The organism is Bacillus sp. LQ16, assembly GCF_057784645.1.
This window is the reverse complement of the sequence record NZ_CM173491.1, coordinates 2,261,599-2,288,396: the sequence shown is the minus strand read 5'-3', so window position 1 is coordinate 2,288,396 and position 26,798 is coordinate 2,261,599. Positions and strand designations below refer to the sequence as shown.

Here is a 26,798-nt window from a genome sequence, read left to right as displayed (position 1 = left end):
ATCGCTTTCCTCCTATTTACACAATATACTTTCCGCGATTTATAATAGCTTTCGCAATTTCTCTCTTCTTCGTAAATACGTTCGTGTATAAAGGTACTGATAATTGACGAATTCCAGCTAAAATTACGTGTCTATCTTGTTCTTCTGTAACAGCCGCTGAAAGTATAGAAATCGCCGCTTCTTCTACTTTACGATATCCTTCTTCACAAATAACGTCAGTTATCATTTGTTTCGTACGTTCTTTCCCTTCACCATTTTTACTAATTGCTTTACTCGTACGTAAAAATGCTGATTCCATGACGTACACATCCGTTAACATATTTGATAATACACGTGAATATTCTTGCTCTTGATCAATTTTTAAACCTGGAGTTTTAGAGAGCGTTTTCAAAGATTGTTTCAACAATTTTTTCGCTAATAAAATGTAACGATGGTTTCTTTCGACATTTTCTACATCAATCTCTACTTCAGTATCTTCAATTTGTTCCACTTGCTTCATTAACATTTTAGCAACTGTTAATCTATTAATTTCATTCGTCCCTTCAAAAATACGACTAATTCTAGCATCACGATATAAACGTTCTACTTCGTATTCTTGCATATAACCGTAACCACCATGAATTTGTACAGCTTCATCTACGATGTGACCAAGTGTTTCAGAAGCATTTACTTTATTTAGTGCACATTCAATTGCAAATTGGGACATTTTCTTCATAAGATCTTCATCGCTCTCATGAATTGCTTCATCGATTACACCTGCTGTACGATAAGCTGCACTTTCTGCTCCATATGTAGCAATGATCATATTTGCAATTTTCTCTTGAATCATCGTAAAGTCTACTAATTCCGTTTGGAACTGTTTTCGCTCTTTTCCATATTGAACCGACAAACCAATTGCTTGTTTTGCTGTTCCAATATTTCCAAAAGCAAGTTTAAGTCTAGCAAAGTTAAGAATATTAAGGGCTACGTGATGCCCTTTCCCAACTTCCCCTAAAACATTTTCAGCAGGGATGACAACATCTTCTAAAATAAGAGTCGCTGTTGAAGAACCTTTAATTCCCATTTTCTTTTCTTCTAATCCAATAGATACACCTTCACATGTTCTTTCGACAATAAACGCTGTCATTCCTTTATTTGTCTTCGCAAAAACAACGTATACATCTGCCATATGAGCATTTGTAATCCATTGCTTCTCACCATTTAACTTCCAAGCTGTTCCCTCTTCATTCAATACGGCGCTTGTTTTTGCACTTAATGCATCCGAACCAGCATTTGGCTCAGTTAAAGCATAAGCACCAATCCATTCTCCCGATGCGATTTTCGGTAAATATTTTTCTTTCTGTTCTTTCGTTCCATAATATATGTAAGGCAATGTACCGACACCAGCGTGTATATTAAAAGAAACGCTAAACGCACCAGCGTAACCCATTTTCTCTGCTACAAGACCTGAGACAGCCTTTCCTAACTCGAACCCGCCATAATCTTCTGGTACCTCAATGCCTAATAATCCAAGTTCCCCAGCTTTCTCAAATAATTGACGAGAAACTTTATAGTTATGTTGTTCAATATTCTCCATTTGTGGAACAATTTCTTGTTTAACGAATTGTTCTGTCGTTTTTGCGATTAAATCTTCATCACCTGAAAAATCTTCTGGTGTAAAGTAAGTATGATTTATATCTTTATTGAGTGAAAAAAATTCATCCCATGGTAACTTCGTTTTCTCCATATGTATCCCCCTATCATTCGGCTTTCATAGCTTTTTGCTTATGCTCGTCTACGATGAGTGGAATATCTTTTTTGAAAATAGAAGGCGATGATTTTTCACATCAAGCATTTTATTTTGCCAAAGATGTATTTTCATCGCCTTCGCTGCTTTATCTATTGATCTTCTGATAATACTGTTTTTGCAATACCAGTATCTAACTCTTCAAAGTCATGATATGAAATTGTTTCGTATAATTCACTTCTCGTTTGCATATTAGAAAGTGCATCTTTTTGAGAACCTGTTTCTTTAATTAAAGTAAACACATTTTCATACGCTTTCGCTGCAACGCGAAGTGAAGTTACAGGATAAATAACCATTTGGAAGCCCATATTTGCAAATTCCTCTGCACTATAATATGGAGTTTTTCCAAATTCAGTCATATTCGCAAGTAAAGGTGCATTTACCTTACTATTAAATAGACGGAATTCTTCCTCTGATTGAAGCGCTTCAGGGAAAATTGCATCTGCACCTGCTTTTACATATGCATTTGCTCTTTCAATTGCTTCATCTAATCCTTCAACGCCGCGAGCATCAGTACGTGCTACAATGTATAAGCTCGGTGCAACTTCTTTAATCGCTTTAATTTTTTGAACCAATTCTTCTGTAGTAACAAGTTTCTTACCATTTAAATGTCCACATTTTTTTGGTAATTGCTGATCTTCAATTTGGACAGCTGCTACTTTCGCTTCCACCATTTCTACAGCTGTTCTCGCTACATTTAGTACACCACCAAATCCTGTATCAATGTCAACAAGAACAGGTAAGTCTGTAGCTCTTACTAAATCTCTTGCTCTCTCAGCCACTTCAGTAGACGTCACGATACCTAAATCTGGTAAGCCTTTACTTGCAGTATAAGCAGCTCCTGATAAATAAAGAGCTGAAAAACCTGTATTTTTTGCAACTAAAGCCGCCATTGCATCATGAGCACCTGGAATTTGCAAAATTTCATTTGCTTCTACTAAAGCTCGGAATCGATTCGCAAGCTCCTCTTGTGTTGACTGCTTTTTCACAACCCAAGCCATTCTAAATTCCCCCTATTATTAAATTAAGAATAGATCTACAAATTCATTTACATTCATATTTTCTAGCTTTTCTTCATTTAAACAAACTTCATGAATTTGTTCTTGTTGCTTACTAGAATAATGACCTGCCATATTTGCAGTGAATTTTTGAACAACTTTTGGAATTGCTTCGTCTCTACGGAAACGGTGACCAAGTGGATATTCACATTCCACATTTTCTGTTACTGTGCCATCTTTAAAGTGAACTTGAACAGCGTTGGCGATTGAGCGCTTGTTCGGGTCAAGGTAATCTAAACTGTACTGTTTGTTTTCAACAACAACCATCTTATTACGTAATTCGTCTACACGTGGATCGTTTGCTACTGCATCTTCATAATCATCTGCAACGATATCTCCTTTTAATAAACCAATTGCCGTAATGTATTGTAAGCAATGATCACGATCAGCTGGGTTATTTAATGGACCTTCTTTATCAATAATACGAATTGCTGATTCATGAGTTGTAATTGTAATGCGGTCAATTTCATCCAATCTCTCTTTAATTTCCGGATGCAACTTCACTGCACATTCTGCAGCTGTTTGTGCATGGAATTCTGCTGGATATGACACTTTAAATAATACATTTTCCATTACATATGACTCTAGTGGTCTTGCTAATTTTAATTCTTGTTTATTGAATAATACATCTTGGAATCCCCATCCTGGCGCAGATAATGCTGTTGGATAACCCATTTCACCTTTTAGAGCAGTCATTGCAAGATGAACACCGCGGCTCGTTGCGTCACCTGCAGCCCATGATTTACGTGAGCCCGTATTTGGAGCATGACGATATGTACGAAGACTAGAATTATCAATCCACGCATGTGATAATGCATTAAAGATTTCTTCACGTGTTCCGCCAAGCATTTTCGCAACTACTGCAGTTGTTGCTACTTTTACATATAATACATGGTCAAGACCAACTCTGTTTAAGCTGTTTTCTAAAGCCAGCACGCCTTGAATTTCATGTGCTTTAATCATCATTTCTAATACTTCACGTACTTTTAAAGCTTCTTTTCCTTCTGAAATACGAACACGGCTAATATAATCTGCGACCGCTAAAATTCCGCCTAGGTTATCAGATGGATGTCCCCACTCTGCTGCAAGCCAAGTATCGTTATAGTCTAACCAACGGATCATACATCCGATATTAAATGCACCTTTTACTGGATCTAGTACATAAGACGTACCTGGTACACGTGTACCATTTGGCACGACTGTTCCTGGCACAACTGGTCCTAGTAATTTCGTACATTCTGGATATTGTAATGCTAAAATTCCACATCCAAGTGTATCAAGTAATACGTAACGAGCTGTACTGAATGCTTCTGCACTAGTAACCTCTTTATTTAATACATAATCCGTAATCGCTTCTAATAATGCATCTTTTTGCTTAATTTCATTTGTTTTAATCATGCTATCCTTCCCTTTCTGTCGAAAATTCGTTATTATTAATGATGGGTGTCGGTCAAACACCCATCTGGCGGGCGGTGCTAACAACTCCCCAGTTGTTCTTATTTACTAAGTACATGTCGCTCGCCAATATAATTTACACGCGGACGGAACAAACGATTATTTGCATGTTGCTCAATAACGTGCGCACATAATCCCACTGTTCTAGAGCTAAAGAAGATAGGTGTGTAAAGTTGAATTGGAATACCTAGCATCCAATATACTGGAGCTGCATAATAATCAAGATTTGGATAAATTCCTTTTTCCTTTTCCATAATCTTTTCTCCAGCTTCACACATTTCATATAGTGTATAATCACCTTTTACATCACATAACTGTTTTAAAGCTTCCTTCATCATAAGTGCTCTTGGATCCATCTTCTTCATATAAACACGGTGTCCAAAGCCCATAATTTTTTCTTTGTTATATAGTTTCTTCTGTAATAACTCTTCAAATTTCTCAACATTACCAGCTTCTAAAAGCATGTACATAACCGCTTCATTTGCACCGCCATGTAAACTTCCTTTTAAAGATGCAACTGCACCTGTTAAAGCACCGTATAAATCTGATTGTGTTGATGCAATAACGCGAGCTGTAAATGTAGAGTTTGGCATTTCATGCTCACTATATAAAACAAGGGAACGATCAAAGATCTTTTCCTCAAGTTCAGTTGGTTTTTTACCAGTTAACATATAGAAGAAATTCGCACTATAAGATAATTCTTTAAGAGGTTCAATTGGCTCCTCATTATTTAAAATATGATAGCTATTCGCTACAATGTTTGGCACTTTACTTAACAGCTTGTACCCTCGGCTTTTATTCACTTCTAACGAGCGGTTTTCGATATCATTATCGTAACCAGCTAACGCTGACACACCTGTACGTAATCCATCCATGGGATGCGTCTCTTTAGGCAATGCCTTTAGTACGTTGAATACACCTTCTGGTACTGCATATTCTTCTTTTAATTTCTTTTCAAGTGTTGCTTTTTCATCTTCATTCGGTAGGTGTTCCTCCAATAAAAGGTGCACAATGTCTAAATACTCTTTTGTTTTTGAGAGTTCGATTAAGTCATACCCTTGAATTACAATTTCACCTTTTACTGTGTCAAGAAACGAGATTTTCGTCTCCGCTGCCACTATACCATCTAATCCCGGGGAAAATTTTTCTTCAGCTTTCATCATTATTTCCTCCAATCCTAATAGATCTTCGTGCACATAACTGTAAGCCTTTACAATATTGTGAAACTACATTTCTATTTCAATGTATCAGAGTTTTTAGAAGATTTCAATTTATTTTATAATGATAAGTTTCCTACACTTTTCTTACTGTAACAATACAATTTTTTGAAAATAATTCTTATATTTTATAAAGAAAGAATAGACTTCTTTGCGTATTTTCAAAAACAAGATATAAAGATTTTTCATATAACACCGCCAAATATACAATTATTCTAATTTTATTTGAGAAATAAAAAAAACGAGCTGTACATAAATACAGCTCGTTACTATATGATATTTATTTCACTATCTCTTAAATATAATTTTTATATAAAACTTATTCATTTTTAATAAAGTTATTATTTTACATAATTAAATTGAATTTCTTCCATTTCCTCATGATAACTTACAAATAAATCATAGTTTTGAAAATACCAAAGATCATCAGAATCTACAAAAAATATAATACCTTCCTTCTCAACTGACACTATTTCCCCATCTGGTTTCTCAGCAACAACCCCTAAAGAATATCCGGGCTGAATTGAACTATCCCCTCCGTACCTTACAGTAAAACGTACAGATTCACCGTGCTTTATACGTAATTCTTCCTGGAACCATTGCAGAGCTTTACGATCAATTGAAATTCTCATCTTTATTCCTCCAGTTTACGCAAACTCTTTTTTTCCTAATCGTTGTTTTACAAAGAAGACGAAAATAATTAAAGCTATCAATGCTGAAATTGCACTCCCTGAAAATAAAATACGATAACCAAACATTTGTGAAACAACTCCAAGTAAAATAGCACCTAACCCGATTCCTAAATCAAACGCTGTAAAAAATGAAGCATTTGCAACTCCTCTTTTACTCGGGTCGACAATTGTAAGCATTGCCGCTTGCAAAGCTGGCTGCGCTGAACCAAATCCAATACCGTATAATGTTGCTGCGATAATTACACCTATCAAACCATTTGAAATAGTTAAAACAACTATAGCTAAAATAGTAATACATAATGCTGGAAGTATGATGAATACTTCTCCATACTTATCTAATAGTTTCCCTGAAATTGGTCTTACAATTGTTAATGCAATTGCATATACAAGAAAGAAAGTTCCCGGGTTTACATGAATTGATGATGCAAATAACGGTAAAAAGGTTGTTATTCCTCCATATGCAAACGATAAAAAGAATACTACAATCGTGATTGTTAATACGGATTTCTCAAATAGCTGAATTTTCCCTTTTTCTTTTTGTGGCGTAAATGGCATCTTCGTTATTAATGATAATACGACTGCCATAAAAGATAACAACGTCGCTAATAAAAATAGACCATCAAATGAATAATTTTGCACAACCCATAATCCAATCATAGGTCCGATCGCCATTGCAATTGTCATCGCCATCCCGTACCAACCCATACCTTCACCGCGGCGTGAATCTGGAATAATATCCGTTATTGCTGTTCCAACAGCTGTTGTAGAAACAGCCCATGTTACTCCGTGAATAACACGTAAAACAGCTAAAAGAATAATAGTCGATGCTATATTATAGGAGTACATCGTTAAGCCAAAAAAGATGAGTCCAAAAATAATAAATGATCTTCTACCATATTGATCTAACATTCCTCCAATAATCGGTCGTATTACAACAGCAGCTATTGTAAACATTCCCATCATGAGTCCAACTTGCGATTCATTGCCACCTATCTCTTTAATAAAGAGCGGGAGCGTTGGAACAAGTAAATAAAATCCTGTAAATAAAAATAACATTGCGAAAGTCATTTGAATAAATGATTTCGTCCATAATCGTTCCATAAAAATACCTCCATACACTCGTAAAATATTACGATTAACACCCTCATTGTACATTTTTTTTATCTCTTTTCCCTCCGTAAATAGACGTATCTTTTCATATTAAATAGTCCACCATCAGCTTACATTAGTCTTAAGACTTTGTACGCATGTTTTAAACGAAAGTCCTATATATGTACCTTTATACGTGTGAAAAGAATATACTAATTTATTATCACAACTTAGGAGTGATTATTTTATGTGGGTATTATCATCAAGAGTAACTGTCGCGGTTCCTTCTATACCCGAAATACATGCCCCCGCCGTTCATACAGCAAGTTCCGATGTCGGCATTGAACTTCCAGCAATTTGGCAACAATACCAATCACCAGGTCAAGCTACCCCTTCATTTTGGCATCATGGTGCCCATCCAAGTAGCACTACCTTTTATCACCCTAGCTACGCTCCACCACCTCAGGCTCAAGTCTTTTATCATTTCCCATCAATTTATTTTCAAAATTTTTATGGCACGTTTAACATTTAATAGCCATCACTGTATTCCCCCTACATTGCAATAAAGATTAACTTCACTCCAGTTTCAACATAAAAAGTCGAATTTCCTAAATAAGAAATTCGACTTTTTAAATTATTTTCCCAACTAAAGAAAGATATTTATTAAAGATTTGAATATAATTTTTACTTATTTAATACTTTATATGATTCATCACAGTTAGTCACTTTGCGGGATAACCAACACATACCATCTTTTGCAAATAGACTTTCCTCTCTTTACGTTAATTCACTCTTTTTCTTCTATCCAGCCCTTAACATTACATTTTCTGTAGCAAAATGAAAAAAGCACTTAAGATTGTAAATTCCTACAAATCTTAAGTGCTCTTTTGAAAACTTTTCTATAAATTTTTCTTATTGTCCATTATTGGCAGGAACCTCTCCTGCATTTCCACCATTATTTGGTTGTACTGTTGCAGGTGGGGTTGGAGTTCCTTGACCTCCATTATTATTCGCTGGAGGTGTCGTTCCTTGGCCTCCTCCGTTATTTGCTGGAGGTGTCGTTCCTTGACCATTTCCGTTATTCGCTGGAGGTGTCGTTCCTTGACCTCCTCCGTTATTTGCTGGAGGTGTCGTTCCTTGGCCTCCTCCGTTATTCGCTGGAGGTGTCGTTCCTTGACCATTTCCGTTATTTTGTTCATTTTGTTTCTTTTCTTCTTCTTGTTTCTTTTGCTCTTCTAGTTTCTTTTGTTCTTCTTGCTTCTTAAGTTCCTCTTGTTTCTTTTGCTCTTCTTGTTTTTTCAGTTCTTCTTGTTTCTTTAATTCTTCTTGCTTTTTCTCTTCTTCAGTTTTTTGCTGTTGATCTTGTTTTGGTTGCTCCGTTGTATCCGGTACGCTAGTATTTGGCGATGAATCACGTTTTTCACCTTTTATACGTAGCTCACTACCTTCTTGAATAACGCTACTTGGCATTTTAAAGCGTGATTTATCTGTAGCCATTTCACTCATCATTTCTTTAAAGATCAACTGTGCAATTTTCGTATTTTTACTACTAATATACTCGTCTTTACCATCTTTCATATACCCCGTCCATACTGCCATCGTATATTGCGGTGTATATCCAGCAAACCAACTATCACGAGTTGCACTTTCTGGAATTTTATATTGAGCTAATTGTTTTGATGAGTAGTTTGTCGTACCCGTTTTACCAGCTACATCTAAAGATGCTATATTTGCAGATGTACCAGTACCCGATGTAACTACAGAACGAAGCATATCTGTAATCATATATGCGGTAGAGTCTGTCATAACTTGTTTTGGTTTTTGTCCAAAACTTTGTGACTTACCATCTGGATAAACGACTTTCTTAACAAAATGCGGTTTCGTATATTTACCATCATTACCAAATGCCGCATAAGCGCCCGCTATTTCAGTTGGTGATACTTCATTTGTACCAATCGCTGTTGATTCAGTCGGTGCCGTATTAAATGTAATGCCTAATTTCTCAGAGAAGTCTTTTGATTTATTAATTCCAACTTCTTTCGCAGTCTTAATTGCTGGGATATTTCGTGACTTTTCTAATGCTACACGCATTGTAATAGGGCCCATATGACTTCTATCTGAATTTCGTACTTCTTGTCCCGTTGAATACTTAAATGGAGAGTCATCAATTTGATGGTACGTAGCCCATTTTAAATATTCAATTGCAGGAGCGTAGTCGAAAATCGGCTTCATCGTTGAACCAGCTGCACGATCTAATTCAATTGCCATATTATGCCCTTTAAATACAGCTTTATTTTCTCCACGGCCACTACCTATAGCACGAACTTCTCCTGTTTTCGTATCCATAAATGTAAATGCACCTTGGAATTTATCGTTCGGATAATCAATGATATTATTATTTAAAATATTATCAGCAAGTTTCTGTGCTTTCGGATCTAACGTTGTATAAATTTCTAAACCATCAGAACCAATATTAGCATCTGGCAATTCTTTTTCTACTTCTTTCACAACTGCATCCATAAATGCAGGGTATGGCATTGTTTGTAGTTGAGTTGCAGGCTTGAGTCCCTTTTCTACGTCAACTTTTGATGCTTCTTCCATTTCCTGTTTTGTTATATATCCATGTCGATTCATTAAGTTTAGAACAACATTTCTTCTTTCTGTTGCTTTTTGAACATTTTCTTTTTTCGTTGGATCATAGTTATTCGGTGCTTTCGGTAAACCTGCCAGCATCGCAACTTCTGGTAATGTTAAGTCCTTCAATTCTTTACCATAGTAGTTTTGTGCTGCTGTTGCGATCCCATATGAACGGTTTCCTAAGTTAATTTTATTTAAGTACATCTCTAATATTTCATGTTTTGAATACTGTTGTTCTAGCTTATAAGCTAAATATATTTCTTGCGCCTTACGCTTTGGTGTTTTGTCCATTGATAAGAAGTAGTTTTTAATAACTTGCTGTGTTATCGTACTTCCACCTTGAGAACCGTAATCTCCCTTAAGACTTACTAGAACAGCACGCGCAGTGCCTTTAAAATCTACTCCGCTATGCTCATAAAAACGTGAATCTTCTGTTGCTAAAAATGCATTTTCTACTAATTTAGGTATTTGCTCATACGTAACATTCGTCCTTTTTTCTTTTCCATATTCATATACCAAATCCCCGTTTTTATCATAAATTTTTGAGGATAACGGATTAACAAGTTTTGCTTTCTCAAGTTTTGGTGCATCCTTAATCATTACGAAAAAGGTAGCAACCCCCGCCACTAAACCAACAATACCAAGTAATAAACAAGTAATTAAAAACTTGCGAAAGAATGATGTTTTACCTTTTGGTTTTTGTGTTTTAGAAGCTGGTTGTTTTTTCTTTTTAACTTGTCGTCGTTCCTCTCGAGAACGATAATTTTCTGACATGTTACTTTCTCCTGCCTTTCAATTCTCCCGTTGATTTACTTAAAAATATTGAGGTCACTTTCTAAAATGCATTTGATTAAGAAAGTATATTGACCTGGAGCATTCAATATTTTCCCAATTCACAGATTATAAATTTTAGAATACTTCTTATACAAACTATTTTCACTTCTATTTTTCCTAATAACGCTGCCCCTTTAAGCATAGAATGTAAAAAGTGAATTTTTAATACCTCGTATAAATAATATACCTTTTTTTCAAATGGTCAATATTTTCTTATTTATAAATCAAAGGTGAAATAAAAATAGCACAACGATATGTACTTCGTGTGAACTTCCTTATAATTACGTATAACAAACATTTAATATGTTGCATATAAGTATAATACCTCTTAAATTATAAGGATTTCAACATCACAACCTCAACATATACAAGAAATTATTAAAAATGAAAAGTGAGGAGTTGCGTAATGATGAAGCTATCTCCCGTGATTTCAAAAAATATAGTTGCTGTTGGCTATAATCCTTTTTCTATGATTTTGCGAATCCAATTAAAGAACGGTATGTACGATTTCTTTAATGTACCAGAAAGTATTTATATTGGCCTATTACATGCACAATCTAAAAGTTATTATCATAAAACTTATATTAAAAATTCTTTCCGCCACACAAAAATTTAAACTTAACACCCACTAAAAAAAGGAGGTTAATCCTCCTTTCTTTTAAAAACATTTCACAGATGAATTATCTTCGATTCCTCTTATTAATTTCATCATATGCTTGAATTTGTTTTTTCAAACGCCGATCAGCTTTTTTATCATGCACTACAAGAATTGCATGTATAACTCCTGGAACCCAAAATATTAATGTTAATATGAAATTTATTATTGCCTGAATTGGTTTTCCACAAAATAGTACAGCAACAGGTGGAAGAAAAATTGCTAATAAATACATCATCCCTTGAAAACTCCTTATTTTGTATTTTATATATCCCTTTTCAAAACATACGTAAAGAAACCTTATGATGTTGTTGTTACATAAATTTTCATTAAGTATATATAACATCTCTTACTTTATATATTCTATCTATAGGCAAAAAAACCTACTACTATTTTAATCTTAACGTACCTATAAAATTCATGTATCTCCTTCTATTTATATAAGTATTTCAACCTTTTCATTGTTTTCTAGCCTATTTTCTTCCTCTATTGCAGTTACTCCAATTGCAGAAATTAACGTTCCTATCGCTTGTATCCAAATACCAATGAGTGCAATTATTCTCTCATCCTTCTTATCAAAAATACTATCTTCATTTTCTCTCTCATCTTTCAATACATTTGAAACACCTTGATACGCTTGTAATCCAGCACCTAAACTTTGCATGGAGTTACCTAATATAATTATTTTCTGTAGCACATTTATATCCATCAAAGCTGCTTCTACTCCGAAAAAAGCACCGATCGATTGTAAACTGTTCCCTGTAATAATAAGATAATCATTTTCTTTCGATTGTTCATTTATATTAAAATATGTTCCTATTACATTTGATATATTCCCTAATGCTAATAGCTCAATTCCTATTTGATCAAGTAATTTACTTTGATTCTCTAAGCCTATATTTTGATTTTCTCTTTTTTCTTCCCCATCATCATAATTGCTCGCAATGATTTGTAATATATACCCGAGGGCTTGTAATGAGCTTCCTACAATAACAAGATCCGATTCAACTTTCTCTTCTCCAATAAATCCTCTTGTCGTTCCAATTGCAGCTGTAAGGTTCCCTCCTACTTGAAACCATGCCCCTGTAACTTTTAAACCGCTTGGATTCATTTTTATCACCTATTTAAATATTTTCTAAACCCTTCAAAATAAAGTAAAACTTTAATCAATGGGGTGTTCTTCATCCCCCGCCTAAATTCTTTACTTTCGCTGAATTTTGAGGTGGGGGTCTTACTGATTGGCAAATAGCGGAATAAATAAATTCCACCCTTAATCTTTTATTTTATTTTTCAAATGTAATTTTGTGAATGATATAATGTGCTACTAATATAAAAAGCACCTTAAAGGTGCTTTTTATATGCATGCTGGGCATGTCAATGAATCTCCATTTTCATCTATTGTTATATTCAATATATATTGAGTTGCTTTATGTGACCAAGTTTCAGGTGTAGGTGATTCATTTATATATTGTGGCGCACATGACTTCAGCATTGGAGTACTAATACTCCCTCCAGGATCTAAAGCAACTACAGCCATGCCATGAGGTAATTCCAGTGCCATAGATTTAGTGATACCTTCAATTGCAAATTTCGAGGCACAATATGGCGCAAGCTCAGCTTCACCTTCTCTCCCCCAACTAGAACTCATATTAATGATAATTCCTTCTTTCCTAGCTACCATTGCGGGAACAAACGCTCTTATTACATTCACTACACCATTCACGTTTACATTCATTACATTTTCGAATTCTTGAGCCGTAATTTTCCAAAGTTGTGCATTTTGATTTACAATCGATGCATTATTTATTATCATATCGGGAGCCGTATGTCTATTAAGTATATAATTTGCCCAGTTGTTAACTTGCTGAGAATCTGAAACATCAATTACTTGAAAATCATGTATTTTACTGTACTGTTTTTTTAGTTCCTCAATTTTATCTTTTGAACGTCCACAACCATATATGTTCCACCCTAATTCATGAAATCGATCAACCATCGCACGTCCTAACCCTTGTGTCACACCTGTAATAATTACAGATTTACCAATTTCTTTTCTCTGCATTTCTCTCATCCTCCTTCCCTATATTTTACTCTCTTCATTTTTATTCAGCCATTTACTATAGTATCAACTCAACTCATACTTTAGTAATGGTTTTGATATTGCATACATAAATAAAAAAGTAACCATCATGGTTACTTTTTGCTATATATCTAAAAATTCATTGTTTATTTCATTATCGTTTTTACATTTCAACTTCTCTTTTCCACATTTCTCACACTGGTAAATATAAACTACACCTAATGTACCTTTTTTTAAATCCTCATTATCCTGCATCTTAATAAAAATATATTTATGTTTACAATGCGATTCACCCAAATAATTTTCAAACCACTTTTTCAACACAACACATTCCACCTTTATGATAGAACCTTTATTTAGCTGCCTTATTACATACTTTTATTTAAATATTCAATCTCATATTGCAATTTTTTAAATTGCTCAAAATGCATGGTAATAGATTGGCTACTACCATAATCAACATTTTGTTTCACTAATATAACACCCGTATCATGAAAAAGCGCTTCAAGTTCTTTCCTAATAGACACTTTCGCAATATGAGCTGTTTTAATTGCAGATAAAATTGCAATTTCATTAAACTTTAATTTTATTTCATTTGGACAAAATGCGTCTTCAACTAATATAACTTCATTACTATAAATTAGTGCAACAAGATTACTTGATTTGGCATCTGTTAAATCAACTTTTTTCATAATATCTTTCATTACATTTTGCCTCCTTAATTTTCGTATATATCAATTATACAAATTTTTTTAAAAAATTACTCAACTTTATTATATTAATTTTAACACACTTTTATTGAAATCCATGCTCCAAACGTTTTACTATTCCACAATTTTTATTATATGAACCATCTGGACTATAACTCCATATAGTAATGTTAACAACTTATTATAAAGCAGGTGAAAATTATGCCATCAGTTGTAGGGAATTTAGTTGTACAAAATAGTAATGGTTCATTTAACTTAGGTGATTTCTACAACGTTTCTCCAAAAGAAAATACGAAAGCTTATAATGGTTCTGGCGCATCAAACGTTGGTTTTGTTGTTAATACTTTTAGCGGTGTTAGCGCGACCAATACATTTGATTCTGATCTTGCAGATCAAAACCAAGTGGGTACAGCCTAATCTTATGTTCAACTTTTTGTATAGAAAATTTTAATTTGTCTATACTATAATCAGGCTGTTTGACAGCTCTTGTTGATTTTGGAGTACCCTATCTTTTTCTCCCTTTCCCTGGGGCTCAGCAGCTAGCACGAAGCTAGCTGCTTTTTCTTGTATTATTTGTCTCATAAATCAGAAATAAAAGAAGCTGCCATTTAATATTCAGCTTCTTTTACGTTATTTCAATAATATCCATAGCGTTAAATACGTAAGTTTTATAAAAGGCGTCTGTACAAATTACAATTTGTTTTACCGGATTGATATGTACAACAGTCATGTAGCTTGTTAGTATGTAACCATCTTCAAAATATGTTACCAATATTTCTTTCTCAGACAGTAATGACGTTAATAATTTATCAGAAATTCTCTCTTTTGCTTCGTTTGTTAAAAGCGGTTTTTGTACTTTTAATTTCTCTCCAATAATCTTTCTCATATTTAAAAGTTGTTCGGATATTACTGTAAACGGAACCCACTCTCTTTCTTCTTTTTGTATCTTTACATCGTTCATTTTTTATCTCCTTGATCATTTATACATTTATTTAGCCATACTATCCCTTAGTTATTTTTAATACGCACTAAACTCGGATTTACTTCTAAACTATAATTAGGTTACCTCTCAAAAGAACATTCGTTCTTATTATACACGAACTTACGTTCTTTTGAGAAGAGCCATACTTATTATTTTTTAACAAAAAACATAATTTTATTTATCTCCATACTTTTTCCTTTATCAAATAAGCTTCTCATTTCTTATGTAAAATGCATATAACAACTAAAAGGCGACTTCACACAAAGTGAAATCGCCTTTTCTTAAAAAATATTTCAATGTTTATTTTTCTATCCTAACTAATGTTCTTTCTGGAATACATAATTCATCTATATTAAAATGATTTATTTTTAATTTCAATTCCCCTACTCGTTCCTTATCTTCATCACCAACCCAACAACTGAATAATTCGATATAGTCTCCATCTTCCAAATAACCTTCCATAATCTTGCATAAAGTTAAAAGTTTTTCTTTCGCTTCTTTTTTTTCCTTTACGTTTTGCCACTCGACAAGTTCAATTCCCCAACTAGTTGAAACCTCATATATGTAATTTGTTTGGAATTGATACTCTTGTACCATTTCAAGCATACTTTCATCTGCAAAACATGATCCAAAAACAATTATATCATTAGAATCGGGCTCCGTTAACGGAATTTCTACATTACAGCCTATGTAACTTGCTAAACTCATTTTATACTCCTCCAATATTCGTATAAAAAATACTTCATAGTATATTTATTTACTCAAATATAAAATCCCTGCCTAAACAAAAAAGTTTTAAATTTTTTCGTTTATTAACCATCTATAACTGAACACATATACTATGATGAACGAACTCACAAAGCATAAGAAAAGAGAGCATTTACAACACTCTCTTTTCTTACATACTCTATGAAACTTTACAAAACTGAATCAGTGATTTTTATTATTATATTTCATTACATATACTTAGGTTGTACTATTATATGTAACTCTCTCTCTGTATCCGCTTTTTTCGGATGACGAAAATAATTAAGTTCGTACTTTAACACTTTATACTCAACAATTCCGATTTTAATCCCTTTCGTTTCTTTTAATATAGCTAATAAATCACTTACATTTTCATCATATGACTCAAAAATTTTCGCGCCGCCCTCTCCTTGAAAGATTACTTTCATATATTCTCCCCACCTTAATTTATTGATGTGGTAAATGACGCGTTTAATACGATTCATTATTTATCCTAAAATTTTCACACCAAAAAGAACATCCTTTCCATTCGAATGCTCAGCTTTTTACTAATTATCCATATTAAATATTTATTCAAAAACATTATATGTATTATTTTTTAAATTATGTTCGATATCCATTATTAAAGAATAAATATATGTAACAAACTTGCATAATGAAAACCGTATAATATCCACTTTCGTTGAAATAGTTATAGCACCTTTAATTATATTCCATTATTTTCCATTGTAATTCTTAATATTTAAATGTAATATTGTATTGTCTTACTATCTATTTATAACTCACACACTAATTAGAAAAGGGAACTCTATATGAGTTCCCTTTTCTAATTATGATTACAATCATTATTTCTTTTCTAGAAATTTAAATGTATCTTTAAATTCTTTATTATTCACTTTAATATCAGCATCTTTCAATAAATCATTGACTACTTGTTGTTTCCATTTACCTGTCGTATCTTGTAGTCTTTGTTGTTCTAAATCTTTACGAATTTTTTCCTTTACTTCATCAAATGGCTTCAATTCTTTTTTATCCGTCACTTTAATAATATGGTAACCGTAAGTTGTTTTAACTGGATCACTTACTTGGCCTGCATCTAATTTATACGCAGCTTCCTCAAATTCTTTCACTGTTTGTCCAGGAGCAAAACCAGATATTTCCCCGCCCTGTTCCTTTGAACCAGTATCTTCTGAATACTGTTTTGCTAAGGCAGCAAAATCTTCACCATTATTTACTTTCTCCTTTACTTCTTTAGCTGTCTTTTCATCTTTCACTAAAATGTGACTTACTTTCATTTCTGGTTTATAGTTATCTTTCACATCTTTTTCTGTGACTGTTGCTTTAATCGCTTTCTCAAATGCAATTTCTGGCTTCATTTTTTCTTTTAATTCATCTTCATTTTTCAATCCAAGTTGTTCTAAAGTTGATTTAAAGTTCTCACCCATTTTATCTTTTGCTTCTTCTACTTTCTTTTTTGCTTCCTCATCCGAAACTTTATATTTATCTAACAATGCCTTACTTAACATCATTTGATATAAAGTACTTTCTCCATATTGTTGTCTTAATTCTTTACTTAATTCTTTCTCTGTAACATTTCCTACTTTTGATGTTACTACGTTGTCTGAAGAACCACATGCAGATAATGCTAGCATCACGCATGAAATAATTGTTCCAATAAATATTTTTTTCTTTTTCAATTCAAATACCTCACTTTTATCATTATGCAAATTAACTATACACAGGCATTGTGAAAACAGTGTGTTTTCTGCATGTAATTCATTTCATATGAGTTGACTATGTATCATGCATTTCCATTTTTAAACATAAAGAGTCTTCTTACTATTATGTATAGTAAGAAGACTCTTTACATACACCTCAAAAACAATACGGCTGCTATAGTTACTTAATACCTACATGTTCTTCAGGTATCCAACTATTCTGCCCGATATCTACCGCATTTCCCACTCTACCCCACACTCGAAAAGATGTCGATCCATCTATATTTCCTTTATAATTCATACATTCAGGCTCTTCATAATAATTTACTCTGTAGCCGACAGGATATTTCGAAGTTGCATAAAACCATTTCACCTTAAAATGTTTTAAATATGCCCACTGCTTATCGTTCCCTAAACAAATCATATCTTGCTCACCGCCTCCCCAATAGCCTGTTAAGATTAAATATGGAATTTTCTGAGTGAGTGCACCTGTAAATTGAGGATTCATGGGGTTCTCATATAAATTTATTCCGTATCCATCAGGATATTTCGAAACTGCAATACCAATGCCATTCGGTTGCTGTTTATACACTATGTTAGATTGATTTGCTTTGTTCGAATCTATAAACCAAGAAAGTGACTTATTTCCTACTAATCGATTCAGATCACATTTCCCAATCCCAGGAACATTCCCTGAATCCGTATATTGCCAAATATCACATGGATATGCTGGCTTATTCCCTCCATAACGAGGGATCCATACGAAATCAGCTTCAATATTACGTGCTCCAAATGATAAATACATGTGATGCCCTACATATAATCCTACTTTTTCCGCACCTAAACGGCGTAATTCATCAATAAATGCCTGTGTCCCGCCTTGCATATCTGCCATCGTTTGAACTTCTACGTCCGCCACCCAAAACTTAGCTGATTTATCACCACGATTCCAAAAATCTTGTGCCTCTTTCTTTGCATCAGCAATAGATATAAAACGGCAAAAAGCATAATTACCGAATGGGATACTATACTTTTTCATTTCACTAACATAATTTTGATACATAAAATCCACCGTATTAGAGCCATCTTGAACTCTAGCAATCACTAAATCTAGCTGAGATGCTGCAATATCCCAATTGATAGTTCCATTCCATTTTGAAATATCTACAATATAACCCATACATTCCAGCTCCTTTTTAATGTCTTATTCATAGCTTGTTTTATTGTAAGCCTTATCTCTCTAAAACTAGCTATCTATAATATAAATAAAAAGAATCGTTACTGTTTTAAAAAATATATTCTCTTTCAGAAATATTTCTATTAACTTTAACATATATACCATATAAAACATTCTCATATTTGAAATATACCCTACTATTCATTTGTTATGTAATCTCGTCCTATCAATCCAGGTATCAATTATTTTTACGGATATTAGAAAACATCCCCCTACATTATTAAATTAAAACTTCCAATATCAATTCCCTTTCAGCTAATATAAATCATTCCTCATTTTCTATATATTCTTAAGTCAAAATTACTATCTTTCCATGAAATTTGAGATTCAGAAATTTTTTTAATTTATTGAAGATTATTCCTACTAACCTACAATTGTCCAATCTGCACACTATTGGTGCATAAAAAAGACATTTTCTATTCATGAAAATGTCTTTTTACAGTTTAATAAAACAACTTTGGTGCTAAATCTGTATTTTGTAATTGTGAGTTTTCACTGCTCATAACACAACTTGTGGAAAATAGAATTGGGATACCACAAACCTCATCATTCATTACATCACGAAATACATTGGCAGCAACACCTGTAAACGTTTGACATAAGTTAGAAATATCGTCATTGAAAAACTGAATGACTTCCGCAGCGAAAACCGGAAAGACAACATTCGGTCCGCCAGGGAACTGAGGCTGTACCACAACTTGTTCAAAATAAGGATTATTTTCTAGTGCTACTTGAAATAAATGAGCTATTTCAAATGCATCTAGTGGACAAGGAAATGGATTTACAATTTCATTCTCATTATTCGTTACAATAACTGTCACACTTACATTCCCAAATTGTACAAAAGATTTTAAAAGCGTTGCTAATGCTCTCGCTTTTTCATTACTTAACGCATGCACTAAAATAATATAATTACCACCAACAGGAATAAGCGGCCCAACTGTAACAGTTGGATCAGCACCTATTGAATTTTTTAATTCATTAAAATATGTGATCCATGGTGGCGAAAGCTGAGCTTGTACATTTTCTTCCACTATTTTATACTACCTCCTTATACAATTCTTACTAACATAATATGTAGCAAATTAAAAAATGCATTAGTTATATTAACCATTTGCGTATTTATTGATTATATTAATTAAACATTTTATTTCGTATTTTCAATTTCCCCTTTACATCTTTAAGCACTTTTACTACTATGAAATTCTTTATTATAAGCAAATCCACTGAAATTTCATATTATACTAATACGACTCTATATCCTTTAACTTATAATACTCAATATTAGGAGCTGATTTCATGGAAAAAAAACCTATCTTGTTCAAAATCCCACCAAATTCAAAGCTAAAAGTTACATTTTTCGGTCCTTGTAACGAAGTAATTACAAATGTGTCTATAATTAATCAACTATGCACCCCTAGATGTCAAACTATCACGCAATATCCAGACTTTAAGAAATATGTAACTGAAGTACGATCGCTATCCCGTTGTTAGTCCGCATAATGTACGATTTTCACAACTTTGTTACCTAAAATAACTGAGAAAGAAAATAACTGCATTCCTAAACTAAAATTACTCATTTTATGATATTCCATTGATAATTCATTGATTTTTTACACGTTTTTATTAAAAGAACATATATTATCGTATGGAGATTATCCACTCATAAAACCTATCTTTCTTTAGAGCGTACTTTTTATGTATGCTCTTTTTTTATGTAACCGTCCCCCTTCTAAATTGACCAACAATATATTAAAATTCTTTATATACACAAGGAGGTCAAATATGTTCAAGCTGCATCCAATACTACTCATCTTAGGATTGATTTTGTTTTTATATAGTGTACTCGCCTTTATGTTATTCTTTTCAGTGTATTAGCATTGCCTACACAAATCTATGTTCAATATGTAATTTCTATATAGTAAAAAAAACGTAATGATACGATTTTTTATGTATTCCGTCTTTCTTGTTCTATAAGAAAACTAGTAAACTTACTAACAATGAGTTTTCAGAAGCATGTTACTTATTTACATATTATTTTGTTCATTACCTGAAGAAGGGTGAAGCCTCTAAAAATTAAACTATACTTTACCTATTTACTTATATATTTTAGAAAAACAATAATAATCCCCCACCATTTGGTAAGGGGATTAACTAAACCTACTAAAAAATATTTAATGATCTGTTTTATTTAATTGGAGAAGGAAATCTTGCTGCTTCAAAGTGAACCGTATTTAAACCATTAACATTTTGTATAATTACGCCCGCAATACTACTTTCTGCAAAAACTTCAACTAAATCTCCTGCTTCTAATTGAAGAATAGTAGTTACGGAAACATCATTATTAAAAAATACTCCTGTTCCAAAGAAATCATTATCTATCGCTATTGCTGGATTTCCATTTACACGAATTTCTACTCTAGCTCTGTAATTCACATTAAAATCATTTGGAGAAAATGTTATATTTCCTAATACATTATATACCCCTCTAGTTTTCGGAGTGAAAATGGATGTTACTGGATTATATTCATTCGCTAGATCGAATTGTTCATTTTGAAATAATACTTTAACAGGGGTATTTGCTAGAACAGGTTGATTAACTGTATTCACAGCTCTAAATGCTGATGCCCTTACAAGCTCCTCTTTCTTATCATCACAACACTTCACCTTTACATACTTCCTATCACATTTACTACTTTTCCTATAACAATCATGACTTTCCTTTTTGTAATCTTTACAATACTTACAGTAATAATAAGACATAGTTAGTCCCCCTTTACACTTATTTTTACATAGTATGCTATATAGATTAGAATAGCTTGGACGACCTGTTACTATTTTTAATAGAGTAAAAAACCCTCACCATTTCGGTGAGGGTTTACCTTTAAGCTTCTGTAAACTCATTGTTTCATGACTTTATTTAACTGGAGAAGGAAATCTTGCTGCTTCAAAATGTGCACCATCTTCTAAAGGACTTAAAACTCCATCTATACTACTTTGTGCATAAATCTCAACTTCATCCCCTGCATTCAATTGAACAATCGTCGAAACACTTACTACATTTCCAAAACTTATTGGACCAAAAAAGTCATTATCTATAGCTATCGCTGCGTTTCCATTCACACGAATTTCTACACGCGCTCTATAATTTAAAGTTGGATCGTTTGGAAAGAAACCAATCGTTCCAATAATAGAATATACTCCTTTAGTCTTCGGCATAAAAATAGATGTTGCTGGATTATACTCATTCGCTAAATCAAATTGTTCATTTTGAAATAACACTTTCACAAAAGTATTAGCAGGAACATTTTGATTTACTGTATTTCTAGCTCTAAATGCGGATGCTCTAACAAGATTGTCCTTGTTATCATGGCACTTACAAGTGTTCTTACAACAATCATGATACTTCTTTTTATACTCCTTACAATACTTACAGTAGTAATAACAAGACATACTAATTCCCCTTTCAAACTTATTACTACATATTATGTAAGATTGATTTATAAGGTTTGGACTAGCTATTTTTATTATTCATAAGGGCGCTATTAACCTGCACCCTTATTTATATACACCACTTCATTCCTTACTAGTTATAAGTTGTATACAGTCCCATATGGAATAGTCAGAAAAGAACTTCCGTACGGTGTAACTTGATGTACTGGGTAAAAATACTCTACGGATGAATAATACGGTTGTACACCTTGCTGCTGCATTTGCAATTGTTGTTGCATTTGCAATGCTTGTTGAATAGCTTGGACTGTACTTTGTGCTCCACTATACGTTATAGATGTACCATACGCTGGTCGCATACCAGTTTCAGAATTAAAATATGAATAAAACATGATTTTCAGCTCCCTTCCCGTATAAGTTATTACAAATTATATTATGATTCTTTATTTCAGTGGGTACTATAAAGCTAGTCCGCTCGCTTATATTCAAATGACAAAATAAAAAAGTAGCTGCTAGACTACTTTGACTCCTTCTTATTACCAAATGAAATGATATACATATTCTCCTGTTACACGCTCATTAATTCCCGCAACCCTAACGAACCTAAGTAAATCCGCTCCTTGAAGGAAATATACCGAAATCGTAACCGGTACTTGTGACCACATGAATTGATAAAGCTCATTCACTCTCTGATTCGTCGTAACGATTAAATCATTTACAGGTCCATGATTCCATGCAGAGGTTTGAACTGAAGTGAAAGAAAGGTCTTTCCCATTAACCACTATTCTTGATACGCTTTGAGTTATGTCCACAATAATCCCCTCCAACATTACAAAAATTGGACCTTTTTTAGTTCATATTATTATAAATATTCTTGACTGTAATAAATGTTTAAGGCAAATCCCTAATAAAGTGAAACTTTAATCAGCCCTCACCAATCGGACTTTTACGGGCAGCCCGACTCCACCTAACTTCTTTGCTTCCGCTGAATTTTGAGGTGAGGATCTTACTGCTCGTTAATGCGGGATAAATTTTTTTATTCATATCCCTTAATTCCCATTACAACCATATAATTTCTAACCTTATTCAATTTTTGTAATTAAAATAAAAAATAGCTAATTCACTACTTAAAAAGTAAAAAAAGCATCAGATTGACTAGTATGTAGATGGTTAAATGAATGTAAAATGTTTTTAAATTATCTACTCTTTTTTTAGTTTGGAAGTAACTCTCATCTCGTCCCATCTTTATACACCACTTTCTTAATCACACTGAACGCAATATTCAATTGATGAGTTTGTCATTTCGTTACCTCCAATTAACGCCTTTGTTCAATGTAGTAATTTTCTTGTATAATAAAAGTTAATTAATCTAGAAGGGACTGAATTATGCGCAGATATCAATATTTTTAATCTACCTATCATTACAACATAACGGAGGTAAAAGTATTGATTACAGAACTACACTCACAGAGATTATATTTAAGGAAAATGAAAGCATCTGATTCACTAAGTATGTTTAAAATATGGTCTGATCCTGATGTCACTAAATTCATGAATATAAGTAATTTCACTGATGAGAACCAGGCAAAAGATATGATTCAATTCCTTAACGAACTCGCTCAAAATAATAAAGCTATACGTTTTACTATTATTGAAAAAGAATCTAATCACATTATCGGTTCATGTGGCTATAATTCCTTAGATTTTGAAAACTCAAAGACTGAGATTGGCTATGATATTTCAAAAACATTTTGGGGTAAAGGATATGCACCTGAAGCAATATCCTCTTTATTAGATTATGCTTTTACACATCTAAAACTAAATCGTGTTGAAGCAAAAGTTGAACCTGCAAATGTAAATTCCATAAAAGTATTAGAAAAATTAAACTTTACTTTTGAAGGTACTCTGAGAAAGAGCGAAAAATCAGCTGGAAAGCTTATCGATTTAAATATCTATTCGAAATTAATAAGCGATTAATTTTAGTCCCTCTGCCCATACTCAATCAAAGTGCGGGCTTCTTTAATTTCTGTATAAAATTCAAAAGTTTGACACAATCCTGGAAAAAGCTTATAAAGAAAAGTGAGGTTTCGTTATTTTCACACTTAGTAGCGCAGTCATGTTACATACAATTTTATAAGTGTGAACGAACTACAAAACTAAAAAACAAATAATAAGTTTGCAACATGTTTGCAAATACGAATTTTGCATATAAATTCGTGTGATATTGAAAGGAGTTTTACTTATGAAAGAAATTAAAACAGAACAAGAATTCAAAGACATCATCGCAAGCGAGGAGCCTGTAGTTGTTAAGTTCTTTACTACATGGTGCCCAGATTGCGTACGTATGGACAACTTTATCGGAGATGTAATGGAAGAGTTCAATAAATTTGAATGGTATTCTATTAATAAAGATGAGTTTCCAAGTATCGCTGAAGAGTATCAAGTAATGGGTATTCCAAGTTTACTTGTATACCAAAATGGTGAGAAGTTAGGCCACTTACATAGTGCTAACGCAAAAACTGAAGAGCAAGTTACTGAGTTTTTAGAAGCATACTAAAATAAAAGCCCTCTGGAAAATATTTTTCAGAGGGCTTTCATCTATTTTCACACTTATCTTTTGACGTTTTTCATCGTTTAATGAATTACACCTTGTCATTATAAGAATAATACATAGTAAGAAAAGTATTCGTTTCTTCATCCATCTACCCTCCTATCTCTTTAGTAAATAAACTCCAATTCGGTTTACACCCTGACTTTGTACTTTTCAACATATTTTTCCTTCACGAAACTTTGTTATCCCCTTCTTAAAAAGCTATAAAACGTCAACAATGTTTGTATAGACCCACACGACTTTCGTTTGATACTCTATTTATAGAAAGAATTCCTTTAAAGAAAGGTGAGTGATTAAAATGGATACTCTTTCTCATAAAGAAGCTGATAAAGGTGCTATTGTCAGCATTATGGCCTACATATTTTTATCCTCTATGAAAATCATCATCAGTTATATTACCCTCTCTAGTGCATTACGTGCTGACGGTTTAAATAACTTAACGGATATCGGTGCTTCTTTAGCGATATTAATTGGTCTAAAAATATCTCGTAAACCTCGTGACCCAGATCATCCGTATGGGCATTCGCGGGCCGAACAAATCGCATCACTTGTTGCGTCCTTCATTATGGCAACAGTCGGATTAGAAGTTGTTATTAGTGCCATTCAATCTTTCTTAAATCCGAAACAAGCAGCACCTAATGTACTCGCTGCATGGGTTGCTTTATTTTCTGCTGTCGTTATGTACTGCGTGTATTTGTATACGAAAAAAATTGCAGCACGAACAAAAAGTAAATCATTAGAAGCCGCTGCAAAGGATAATTTATCAGATGCACTCGTAAGTATTGGTACTGTAGTAGGTATTGTCGGTTCTCAGTTCCAAATGCCTATTTTAGACCCTATTGCCGCTTTAATTGTTGGTCTTATTATTTGTAAAACTGCATGGGAGATTTTCGTAGAATCTTCTCATATGCTAACAGATGGAATTGATCCTGATAAAATGGAGGAATACGCTGATGCTATTGAGCATATTGGCGGTGTGGAAAACATTGTAGATATTCGAGCACGTATGTACGGGAATCAAACGTATGTTGATATTACAATTGAAGTAGATGCTCGTATGGATGTTGGAGAAAGTCACTGTATTACTGACAATATCGAGGCTATGCTTCGCAAAAAGTTCGGAATTTACCATGCACACATTCATGTTGAGCCAATGAAAAAAGAACCTATTATGACATAGGTTCTTTTTTTATGAACGTTTTATGAAATATAACACATAAAACGAGCCAGCTACCGCCAGCTGCCCATCCTGCTAATACGTCAGATGGATAGTGCACGCCAAGATATATTCGGCTAACTGAAATAGATAATACAACAAAGCTTGCTATAAGAATAATTAATAATTTTTTATGCAATGAAATACGATCTTCAGTAATTGTGACGTATGCAATAAATCCTAAAAAAGCAGTAGCATTCATCGTATGACCGCTCGGAAAACTATATCCAGTTGCAGTAACAAGCTGGGTGACATCAGGTCTTGCTCGTTCGTACCATAGTTTAAGCATACTGTTTAAATAACGAGATCCGTAGTAATTAATTGTTAGAAGTAACGCACTAAGCAACTTTTTTCTAACGAGAAAATACATTACAAGAATAATGAGTAATGGAAAATATATTCTTTTTGAACCGATAAAAGACACCCAAGTAAAATAGGTCGTCAAATAATCGTTTCGAAAGCTTTGAATAAAATGTGCGACTATATTGTCAAACTTCTCAATACAAGCGGTATGATACGAAAGTGATAATACGACAAAACAAATGAGTAACGTAAAACTTAGCAAGTATAAATGTCGATATCGTTTCACATACATAACCTCACTATGCAAAAAAATGGAGCGGT

The 26,798-nt window shown here is 33.2% G+C and carries 30 protein-coding genes and 1 pseudogene; 7 read left to right on the top strand and 24 right to left on the bottom strand.

Going from position 1 to position 26,798, the window contains the following annotated elements:
* Positions 1 to 16 precede the first annotated feature (16 nt).
* The 6 genes from AC3EMB_RS11540 to AC3EMB_RS11515 form a co-directional block, all read right to left on the bottom strand.
* Entirely contained in the window at positions 17 to 1,726 is a 1,710-nt protein-coding gene (locus tag AC3EMB_RS11540) for an acyl-CoA dehydrogenase family protein (protein WP_098126134.1), read from the bottom strand.
* A gap of 152 nt (positions 1,727 to 1,878) precedes the next feature.
* On the bottom strand, positions 1,879 to 2,787 hold the full coding sequence (gene prpB, locus AC3EMB_RS11535) for a methylisocitrate lyase (RefSeq protein WP_000312640.1): 909 nt from the start codon (positions 2,785 to 2,787) through the stop codon (positions 1,879 to 1,881).
* A gap of 18 nt (positions 2,788 to 2,805) precedes the next feature.
* Positions 2,806 to 4,242 (bottom strand): 2-methylcitrate dehydratase, encoded by a 1,437-nt coding sequence (gene prpD, locus AC3EMB_RS11530; protein ID WP_098126135.1) that lies wholly within the window; start codon positions 4,240 to 4,242, stop codon positions 2,806 to 2,808.
* 98 nt (positions 4,243 to 4,340) lie between these two features.
* Positions 4,341 to 5,462 (bottom strand): citrate synthase, encoded by a 1,122-nt coding sequence (gene mmgD / locus AC3EMB_RS11525; protein ID WP_001987369.1) that lies wholly within the window; start codon positions 5,460 to 5,462, stop codon positions 4,341 to 4,343.
* Between the two features lie 395 nt (positions 5,463 to 5,857).
* Positions 5,858 to 6,148 (bottom strand): HesB/YadR/YfhF family protein, encoded by a 291-nt coding sequence (locus tag AC3EMB_RS11520; protein ID WP_001222842.1) that lies wholly within the window; start codon positions 6,146 to 6,148, stop codon positions 5,858 to 5,860.
* A 15-nt stretch (positions 6,149 to 6,163) separates the two neighbouring features.
* Positions 6,164 to 7,309, bottom strand: a complete 1,146-nt coding sequence (locus tag AC3EMB_RS11515; RefSeq protein WP_095691566.1) for an MFS transporter — start codon at positions 7,307 to 7,309, stop codon at positions 6,164 to 6,166.
* A 235-nt stretch (positions 7,310 to 7,544) separates the two neighbouring features.
* Between AC3EMB_RS11515 and AC3EMB_RS11510 the strand changes: the two genes are divergently transcribed.
* A complete protein-coding gene (locus tag AC3EMB_RS11510) occupies positions 7,545 to 7,829 on the top strand; it encodes a hypothetical protein (RefSeq protein ID WP_063547175.1) in 285 nt (94 codons plus the stop codon).
* A gap of 380 nt (positions 7,830 to 8,209) precedes the next feature.
* Here AC3EMB_RS11510 and AC3EMB_RS11505 read toward each other — a convergent pair whose 3' ends face one another.
* A complete protein-coding gene (locus AC3EMB_RS11505) occupies positions 8,210 to 10,708 on the bottom strand; it encodes a transglycosylase domain-containing protein (protein ID WP_089170938.1) in 2,499 nt (832 codons plus the stop codon).
* A 466-nt stretch (positions 10,709 to 11,174) separates the two neighbouring features.
* On the opposite strand from AC3EMB_RS11505, the gene AC3EMB_RS11500 reads away from it, so the two are divergent.
* On the top strand, positions 11,175 to 11,384 hold the full coding sequence (locus AC3EMB_RS11500; protein WP_000977079.1) for a KTSC domain-containing protein: 210 nt from the start codon (positions 11,175 to 11,177) through the stop codon (positions 11,382 to 11,384).
* A 64-nt stretch (positions 11,385 to 11,448) separates the two neighbouring features.
* On the opposite strand, the gene AC3EMB_RS11495 is transcribed toward AC3EMB_RS11500, so the two are convergent.
* From AC3EMB_RS11495 to AC3EMB_RS11475, 5 genes are all read right to left on the bottom strand, one after another.
* A complete protein-coding gene (locus AC3EMB_RS11495) occupies positions 11,449 to 11,661 on the bottom strand; it encodes a YqaE/Pmp3 family membrane protein (RefSeq protein ID WP_000990219.1) in 213 nt (70 codons plus the stop codon).
* Between the two features lie 198 nt (positions 11,662 to 11,859).
* Complete coding sequence (locus AC3EMB_RS11490) at positions 11,860 to 12,534, bottom strand: DUF6944 family repetitive protein (protein WP_069355549.1); 675 nt, start codon at positions 12,532 to 12,534, stop codon at positions 11,860 to 11,862.
* A gap of 243 nt (positions 12,535 to 12,777) precedes the next feature.
* Positions 12,778 to 13,485 (bottom strand): SDR family oxidoreductase, encoded by a 708-nt coding sequence (locus AC3EMB_RS11485; RefSeq protein ID WP_095690964.1) that lies wholly within the window; start codon positions 13,483 to 13,485, stop codon positions 12,778 to 12,780.
* 141 nt (positions 13,486 to 13,626) lie between these two features.
* On the bottom strand, positions 13,627 to 13,827 hold the full coding sequence (locus AC3EMB_RS11480) for a hypothetical protein (RefSeq protein ID WP_095690965.1): 201 nt from the start codon (positions 13,825 to 13,827) through the stop codon (positions 13,627 to 13,629).
* 44 nt (positions 13,828 to 13,871) lie between these two features.
* Positions 13,872 to 14,207, bottom strand: coding sequence for a hypothetical protein (locus AC3EMB_RS11475; protein ID WP_000651909.1), 336 nt, complete (start codon positions 14,205 to 14,207; stop codon positions 13,872 to 13,874).
* A gap of 207 nt (positions 14,208 to 14,414) precedes the next feature.
* Between AC3EMB_RS11475 and gerPF the strand changes: the two genes are divergently transcribed.
* Positions 14,415 to 14,630, top strand: coding sequence for a spore germination protein GerPF (gerPF, locus tag AC3EMB_RS11470; RefSeq protein WP_001141569.1), 216 nt, complete (start codon positions 14,415 to 14,417; stop codon positions 14,628 to 14,630).
* Positions 14,631 to 14,838: 208 nt separating this feature from the next.
* Here gerPF and AC3EMB_RS11465 read toward each other — a convergent pair whose 3' ends face one another.
* The 6 genes from AC3EMB_RS11465 to AC3EMB_RS11440 all read right to left on the bottom strand — a co-directional run bounded on the left by AC3EMB_RS11465 (position 14,839) and on the right by AC3EMB_RS11440 (position 19,931).
* Positions 14,839 to 15,174 (bottom strand): YolD-like family protein, encoded by a 336-nt coding sequence (locus AC3EMB_RS11465; RefSeq protein WP_069355547.1) that lies wholly within the window; start codon positions 15,172 to 15,174, stop codon positions 14,839 to 14,841.
* A 321-nt stretch (positions 15,175 to 15,495) separates the two neighbouring features.
* Positions 15,496 to 15,903: a hypothetical protein gene (locus AC3EMB_RS11460; protein WP_069355546.1), complete on the bottom strand. Its 408-nt coding sequence runs from the start codon at positions 15,901 to 15,903 to the stop codon at positions 15,496 to 15,498.
* 248 nt (positions 15,904 to 16,151) lie between these two features.
* Entirely contained in the window at positions 16,152 to 16,370 is a 219-nt protein-coding gene (locus tag AC3EMB_RS11455; protein WP_000864277.1) for a hypothetical protein, read from the bottom strand.
* 417 nt (positions 16,371 to 16,787) lie between these two features.
* The gene (locus tag AC3EMB_RS11450) at positions 16,788 to 17,639 is read right to left on the bottom strand and encodes a peptidylprolyl isomerase PrsA (protein ID WP_000727352.1); all 852 of its coding nucleotides are present in this window, start codon (positions 17,637 to 17,639) and stop codon (positions 16,788 to 16,790) included.
* A gap of 202 nt (positions 17,640 to 17,841) precedes the next feature.
* Positions 17,842 to 18,840: a glycoside hydrolase family 25 protein gene (locus AC3EMB_RS11445; RefSeq protein WP_095690968.1), complete on the bottom strand. Its 999-nt coding sequence runs from the start codon at positions 18,838 to 18,840 to the stop codon at positions 17,842 to 17,844.
* Positions 18,841 to 19,340: 500 nt separating this feature from the next.
* A complete protein-coding gene (locus AC3EMB_RS11440; RefSeq protein ID WP_000392281.1) occupies positions 19,341 to 19,931 on the bottom strand; it encodes a hypothetical protein in 591 nt (196 codons plus the stop codon).
* A 265-nt stretch (positions 19,932 to 20,196) separates the two neighbouring features.
* Between AC3EMB_RS11440 and AC3EMB_RS11435 the strand changes: the two genes are divergently transcribed.
* Positions 20,197 to 20,391, top strand: coding sequence for a hypothetical protein (locus AC3EMB_RS11435; RefSeq protein WP_089170935.1), 195 nt, complete (start codon positions 20,197 to 20,199; stop codon positions 20,389 to 20,391).
* A 693-nt stretch (positions 20,392 to 21,084) separates the two neighbouring features.
* Here the strand turns inward: AC3EMB_RS11435 and AC3EMB_RS11430 are convergent.
* From AC3EMB_RS11430 to AC3EMB_RS11410, 5 genes and pseudogenes are all read right to left on the bottom strand, one after another.
* Positions 21,085 to 21,660 carry a complement C1q domain-containing protein gene (locus AC3EMB_RS11430; protein ID WP_053564576.1) on the bottom strand — a complete coding sequence of 192 codons (576 nt, stop codon included), beginning with the start codon at positions 21,658 to 21,660 and terminating at the stop codon, positions 21,085 to 21,087.
* Positions 21,661 to 21,813: 153 nt separating this feature from the next.
* Complete coding sequence (locus tag AC3EMB_RS11425; RefSeq protein WP_488517693.1) at positions 21,814 to 22,350, bottom strand: C1q-like domain-containing protein; 537 nt, start codon at positions 22,348 to 22,350, stop codon at positions 21,814 to 21,816.
* Between the two features lie 137 nt (positions 22,351 to 22,487).
* The gene (locus AC3EMB_RS11420) at positions 22,488 to 22,739 is read right to left on the bottom strand and encodes a DUF3947 family protein (protein ID WP_000500098.1); all 252 of its coding nucleotides are present in this window, start codon (positions 22,737 to 22,739) and stop codon (positions 22,488 to 22,490) included.
* 144 nt (positions 22,740 to 22,883) lie between these two features.
* Positions 22,884 to 23,159, bottom strand: a complete 276-nt coding sequence (locus AC3EMB_RS11415) for a hypothetical protein (protein ID WP_000355695.1) — start codon at positions 23,157 to 23,159, stop codon at positions 22,884 to 22,886.
* Positions 23,160 to 23,479: 320 nt separating this feature from the next.
* Positions 23,480 to 23,590 (bottom strand): annotated as a pseudogene (locus tag AC3EMB_RS11410) (2TM domain-containing protein); the annotation flags it as partial.
* A gap of 203 nt (positions 23,591 to 23,793) precedes the next feature.
* On the opposite strand from AC3EMB_RS11410, the gene AC3EMB_RS11405 reads away from it, so the two are divergent.
* From AC3EMB_RS11405 to AC3EMB_RS11395, 3 genes are all read left to right on the top strand, one after another.
* On the top strand, positions 23,794 to 24,324 hold the full coding sequence (locus tag AC3EMB_RS11405) for a GNAT family N-acetyltransferase (RefSeq protein ID WP_000627261.1): 531 nt from the start codon (positions 23,794 to 23,796) through the stop codon (positions 24,322 to 24,324).
* A gap of 265 nt (positions 24,325 to 24,589) precedes the next feature.
* Positions 24,590 to 24,904, top strand: a complete 315-nt coding sequence (locus AC3EMB_RS11400) for a thioredoxin family protein (RefSeq protein ID WP_000658787.1) — start codon at positions 24,590 to 24,592, stop codon at positions 24,902 to 24,904.
* A 352-nt stretch (positions 24,905 to 25,256) separates the two neighbouring features.
* A complete protein-coding gene (locus tag AC3EMB_RS11395) occupies positions 25,257 to 26,138 on the top strand; it encodes a cation diffusion facilitator family transporter (RefSeq protein WP_000380385.1) in 882 nt (293 codons plus the stop codon).
* On the opposite strand, the gene AC3EMB_RS11390 is transcribed toward AC3EMB_RS11395, so the two are convergent.
* Positions 26,128 to 26,763, bottom strand: a complete 636-nt coding sequence (locus AC3EMB_RS11390) for a phosphatase PAP2 family protein (protein ID WP_488517692.1) — start codon at positions 26,761 to 26,763, stop codon at positions 26,128 to 26,130. The two genes, AC3EMB_RS11395 and AC3EMB_RS11390, sit on opposite strands and share 11 nt — an antisense overlap.
* Positions 26,764 to 26,798: the final 35 nt, after the last annotated feature.

Excerpts from the sequence above, each read along its gene's own strand:
- AC3EMB_RS11435 (WP_089170935.1), top strand. The coding sequence starts at position 20,197 with ATGGAAAAAAAACCTATCTTGTTCAAAATCCCACCAAATTCAAAGCTA.
- AC3EMB_RS11460 (WP_069355546.1), bottom strand. The coding sequence starts at position 15,903 with ATGAGTTTAGCAAGTTACATAGGCTGTAATGTAGAAATTCCGTTAACG.
- prpD (WP_098126135.1), bottom strand. The coding sequence starts at position 4,242 with ATGATTAAAACAAATGAAATTAAGCAAAAAGATGCATTATTAGAAGCG.
- AC3EMB_RS11520 (WP_001222842.1), bottom strand. The coding sequence starts at position 6,148 with ATGAGAATTTCAATTGATCGTAAAGCTCTGCAATGGTTCCAGGAAGAA.
- AC3EMB_RS11425 (WP_488517693.1), bottom strand. The coding sequence starts at position 22,350 with ATGTCTTGTTATTACTACTGTAAGTATTGTAAGGAGTATAAAAAGAAG.
- mmgD (WP_001987369.1), bottom strand. The coding sequence starts at position 5,462 with ATGATGAAAGCTGAAGAAAAATTTTCCCCGGGATTAGATGGTATAGTG.
- AC3EMB_RS11445 (WP_095690968.1), bottom strand. The coding sequence starts at position 18,840 with ATGGGTTATATTGTAGATATTTCAAAATGGAATGGAACTATCAATTGG.
- AC3EMB_RS11490 (WP_069355549.1), bottom strand. The coding sequence starts at position 12,534 with ATGAATCCAAGCGGTTTAAAAGTTACAGGGGCATGGTTTCAAGTAGGA.
- AC3EMB_RS11430 (WP_053564576.1), bottom strand. The coding sequence starts at position 21,660 with ATGTCTTATTATTACTGTAAGTATTGTAAAGATTACAAAAAGGAAAGT.
- AC3EMB_RS11455 (WP_000864277.1), bottom strand. The coding sequence starts at position 16,370 with ATGAAAGTAATCTTTCAAGGAGAGGGCGGCGCGAAAATTTTTGAGTCA.
- AC3EMB_RS11495 (WP_000990219.1), bottom strand. The coding sequence starts at position 11,661 with ATGATGTATTTATTAGCAATTTTTCTTCCACCTGTTGCTGTACTATTT.
- AC3EMB_RS11420 (WP_000500098.1), bottom strand. The coding sequence starts at position 22,739 with ATGTTTTATTCATATTTTAATTCTGAAACTGGTATGCGACCAGCGTAT.
- AC3EMB_RS11395 (WP_000380385.1), top strand. The coding sequence starts at position 25,257 with ATGGATACTCTTTCTCATAAAGAAGCTGATAAAGGTGCTATTGTCAGC.
- AC3EMB_RS11475 (WP_000651909.1), bottom strand. The coding sequence starts at position 14,207 with ATGAAAGATATTATGAAAAAAGTTGATTTAACAGATGCCAAATCAAGT.
- AC3EMB_RS11505 (WP_089170938.1), bottom strand. The coding sequence starts at position 10,708 with ATGTCAGAAAATTATCGTTCTCGAGAGGAACGACGACAAGTTAAAAAG.
- gerPF (WP_001141569.1), top strand. The coding sequence starts at position 14,415 with ATGCCATCAGTTGTAGGGAATTTAGTTGTACAAAATAGTAATGGTTCA.
- AC3EMB_RS11465 (WP_069355547.1), bottom strand. The coding sequence starts at position 15,174 with ATGAACGATGTAAAGATACAAAAAGAAGAAAGAGAGTGGGTTCCGTTT.
- AC3EMB_RS11540 (WP_098126134.1), bottom strand. The coding sequence starts at position 1,726 with ATGGAGAAAACGAAGTTACCATGGGATGAATTTTTTTCACTCAATAAA.
- AC3EMB_RS11515 (WP_095691566.1), bottom strand. The coding sequence starts at position 7,309 with ATGGAACGATTATGGACGAAATCATTTATTCAAATGACTTTCGCAATG.
- AC3EMB_RS11510 (WP_063547175.1), top strand. The coding sequence starts at position 7,545 with ATGTGGGTATTATCATCAAGAGTAACTGTCGCGGTTCCTTCTATACCC.
- AC3EMB_RS11485 (WP_095690964.1), bottom strand. The coding sequence starts at position 13,485 with ATGCAGAGAAAAGAAATTGGTAAATCTGTAATTATTACAGGTGTGACA.
- AC3EMB_RS11400 (WP_000658787.1), top strand. The coding sequence starts at position 24,590 with ATGAAAGAAATTAAAACAGAACAAGAATTCAAAGACATCATCGCAAGC.
- AC3EMB_RS11500 (WP_000977079.1), top strand. The coding sequence starts at position 11,175 with ATGATGAAGCTATCTCCCGTGATTTCAAAAAATATAGTTGCTGTTGGC.
- prpB (WP_000312640.1), bottom strand. The coding sequence starts at position 2,787 with ATGGCTTGGGTTGTGAAAAAGCAGTCAACACAAGAGGAGCTTGCGAAT.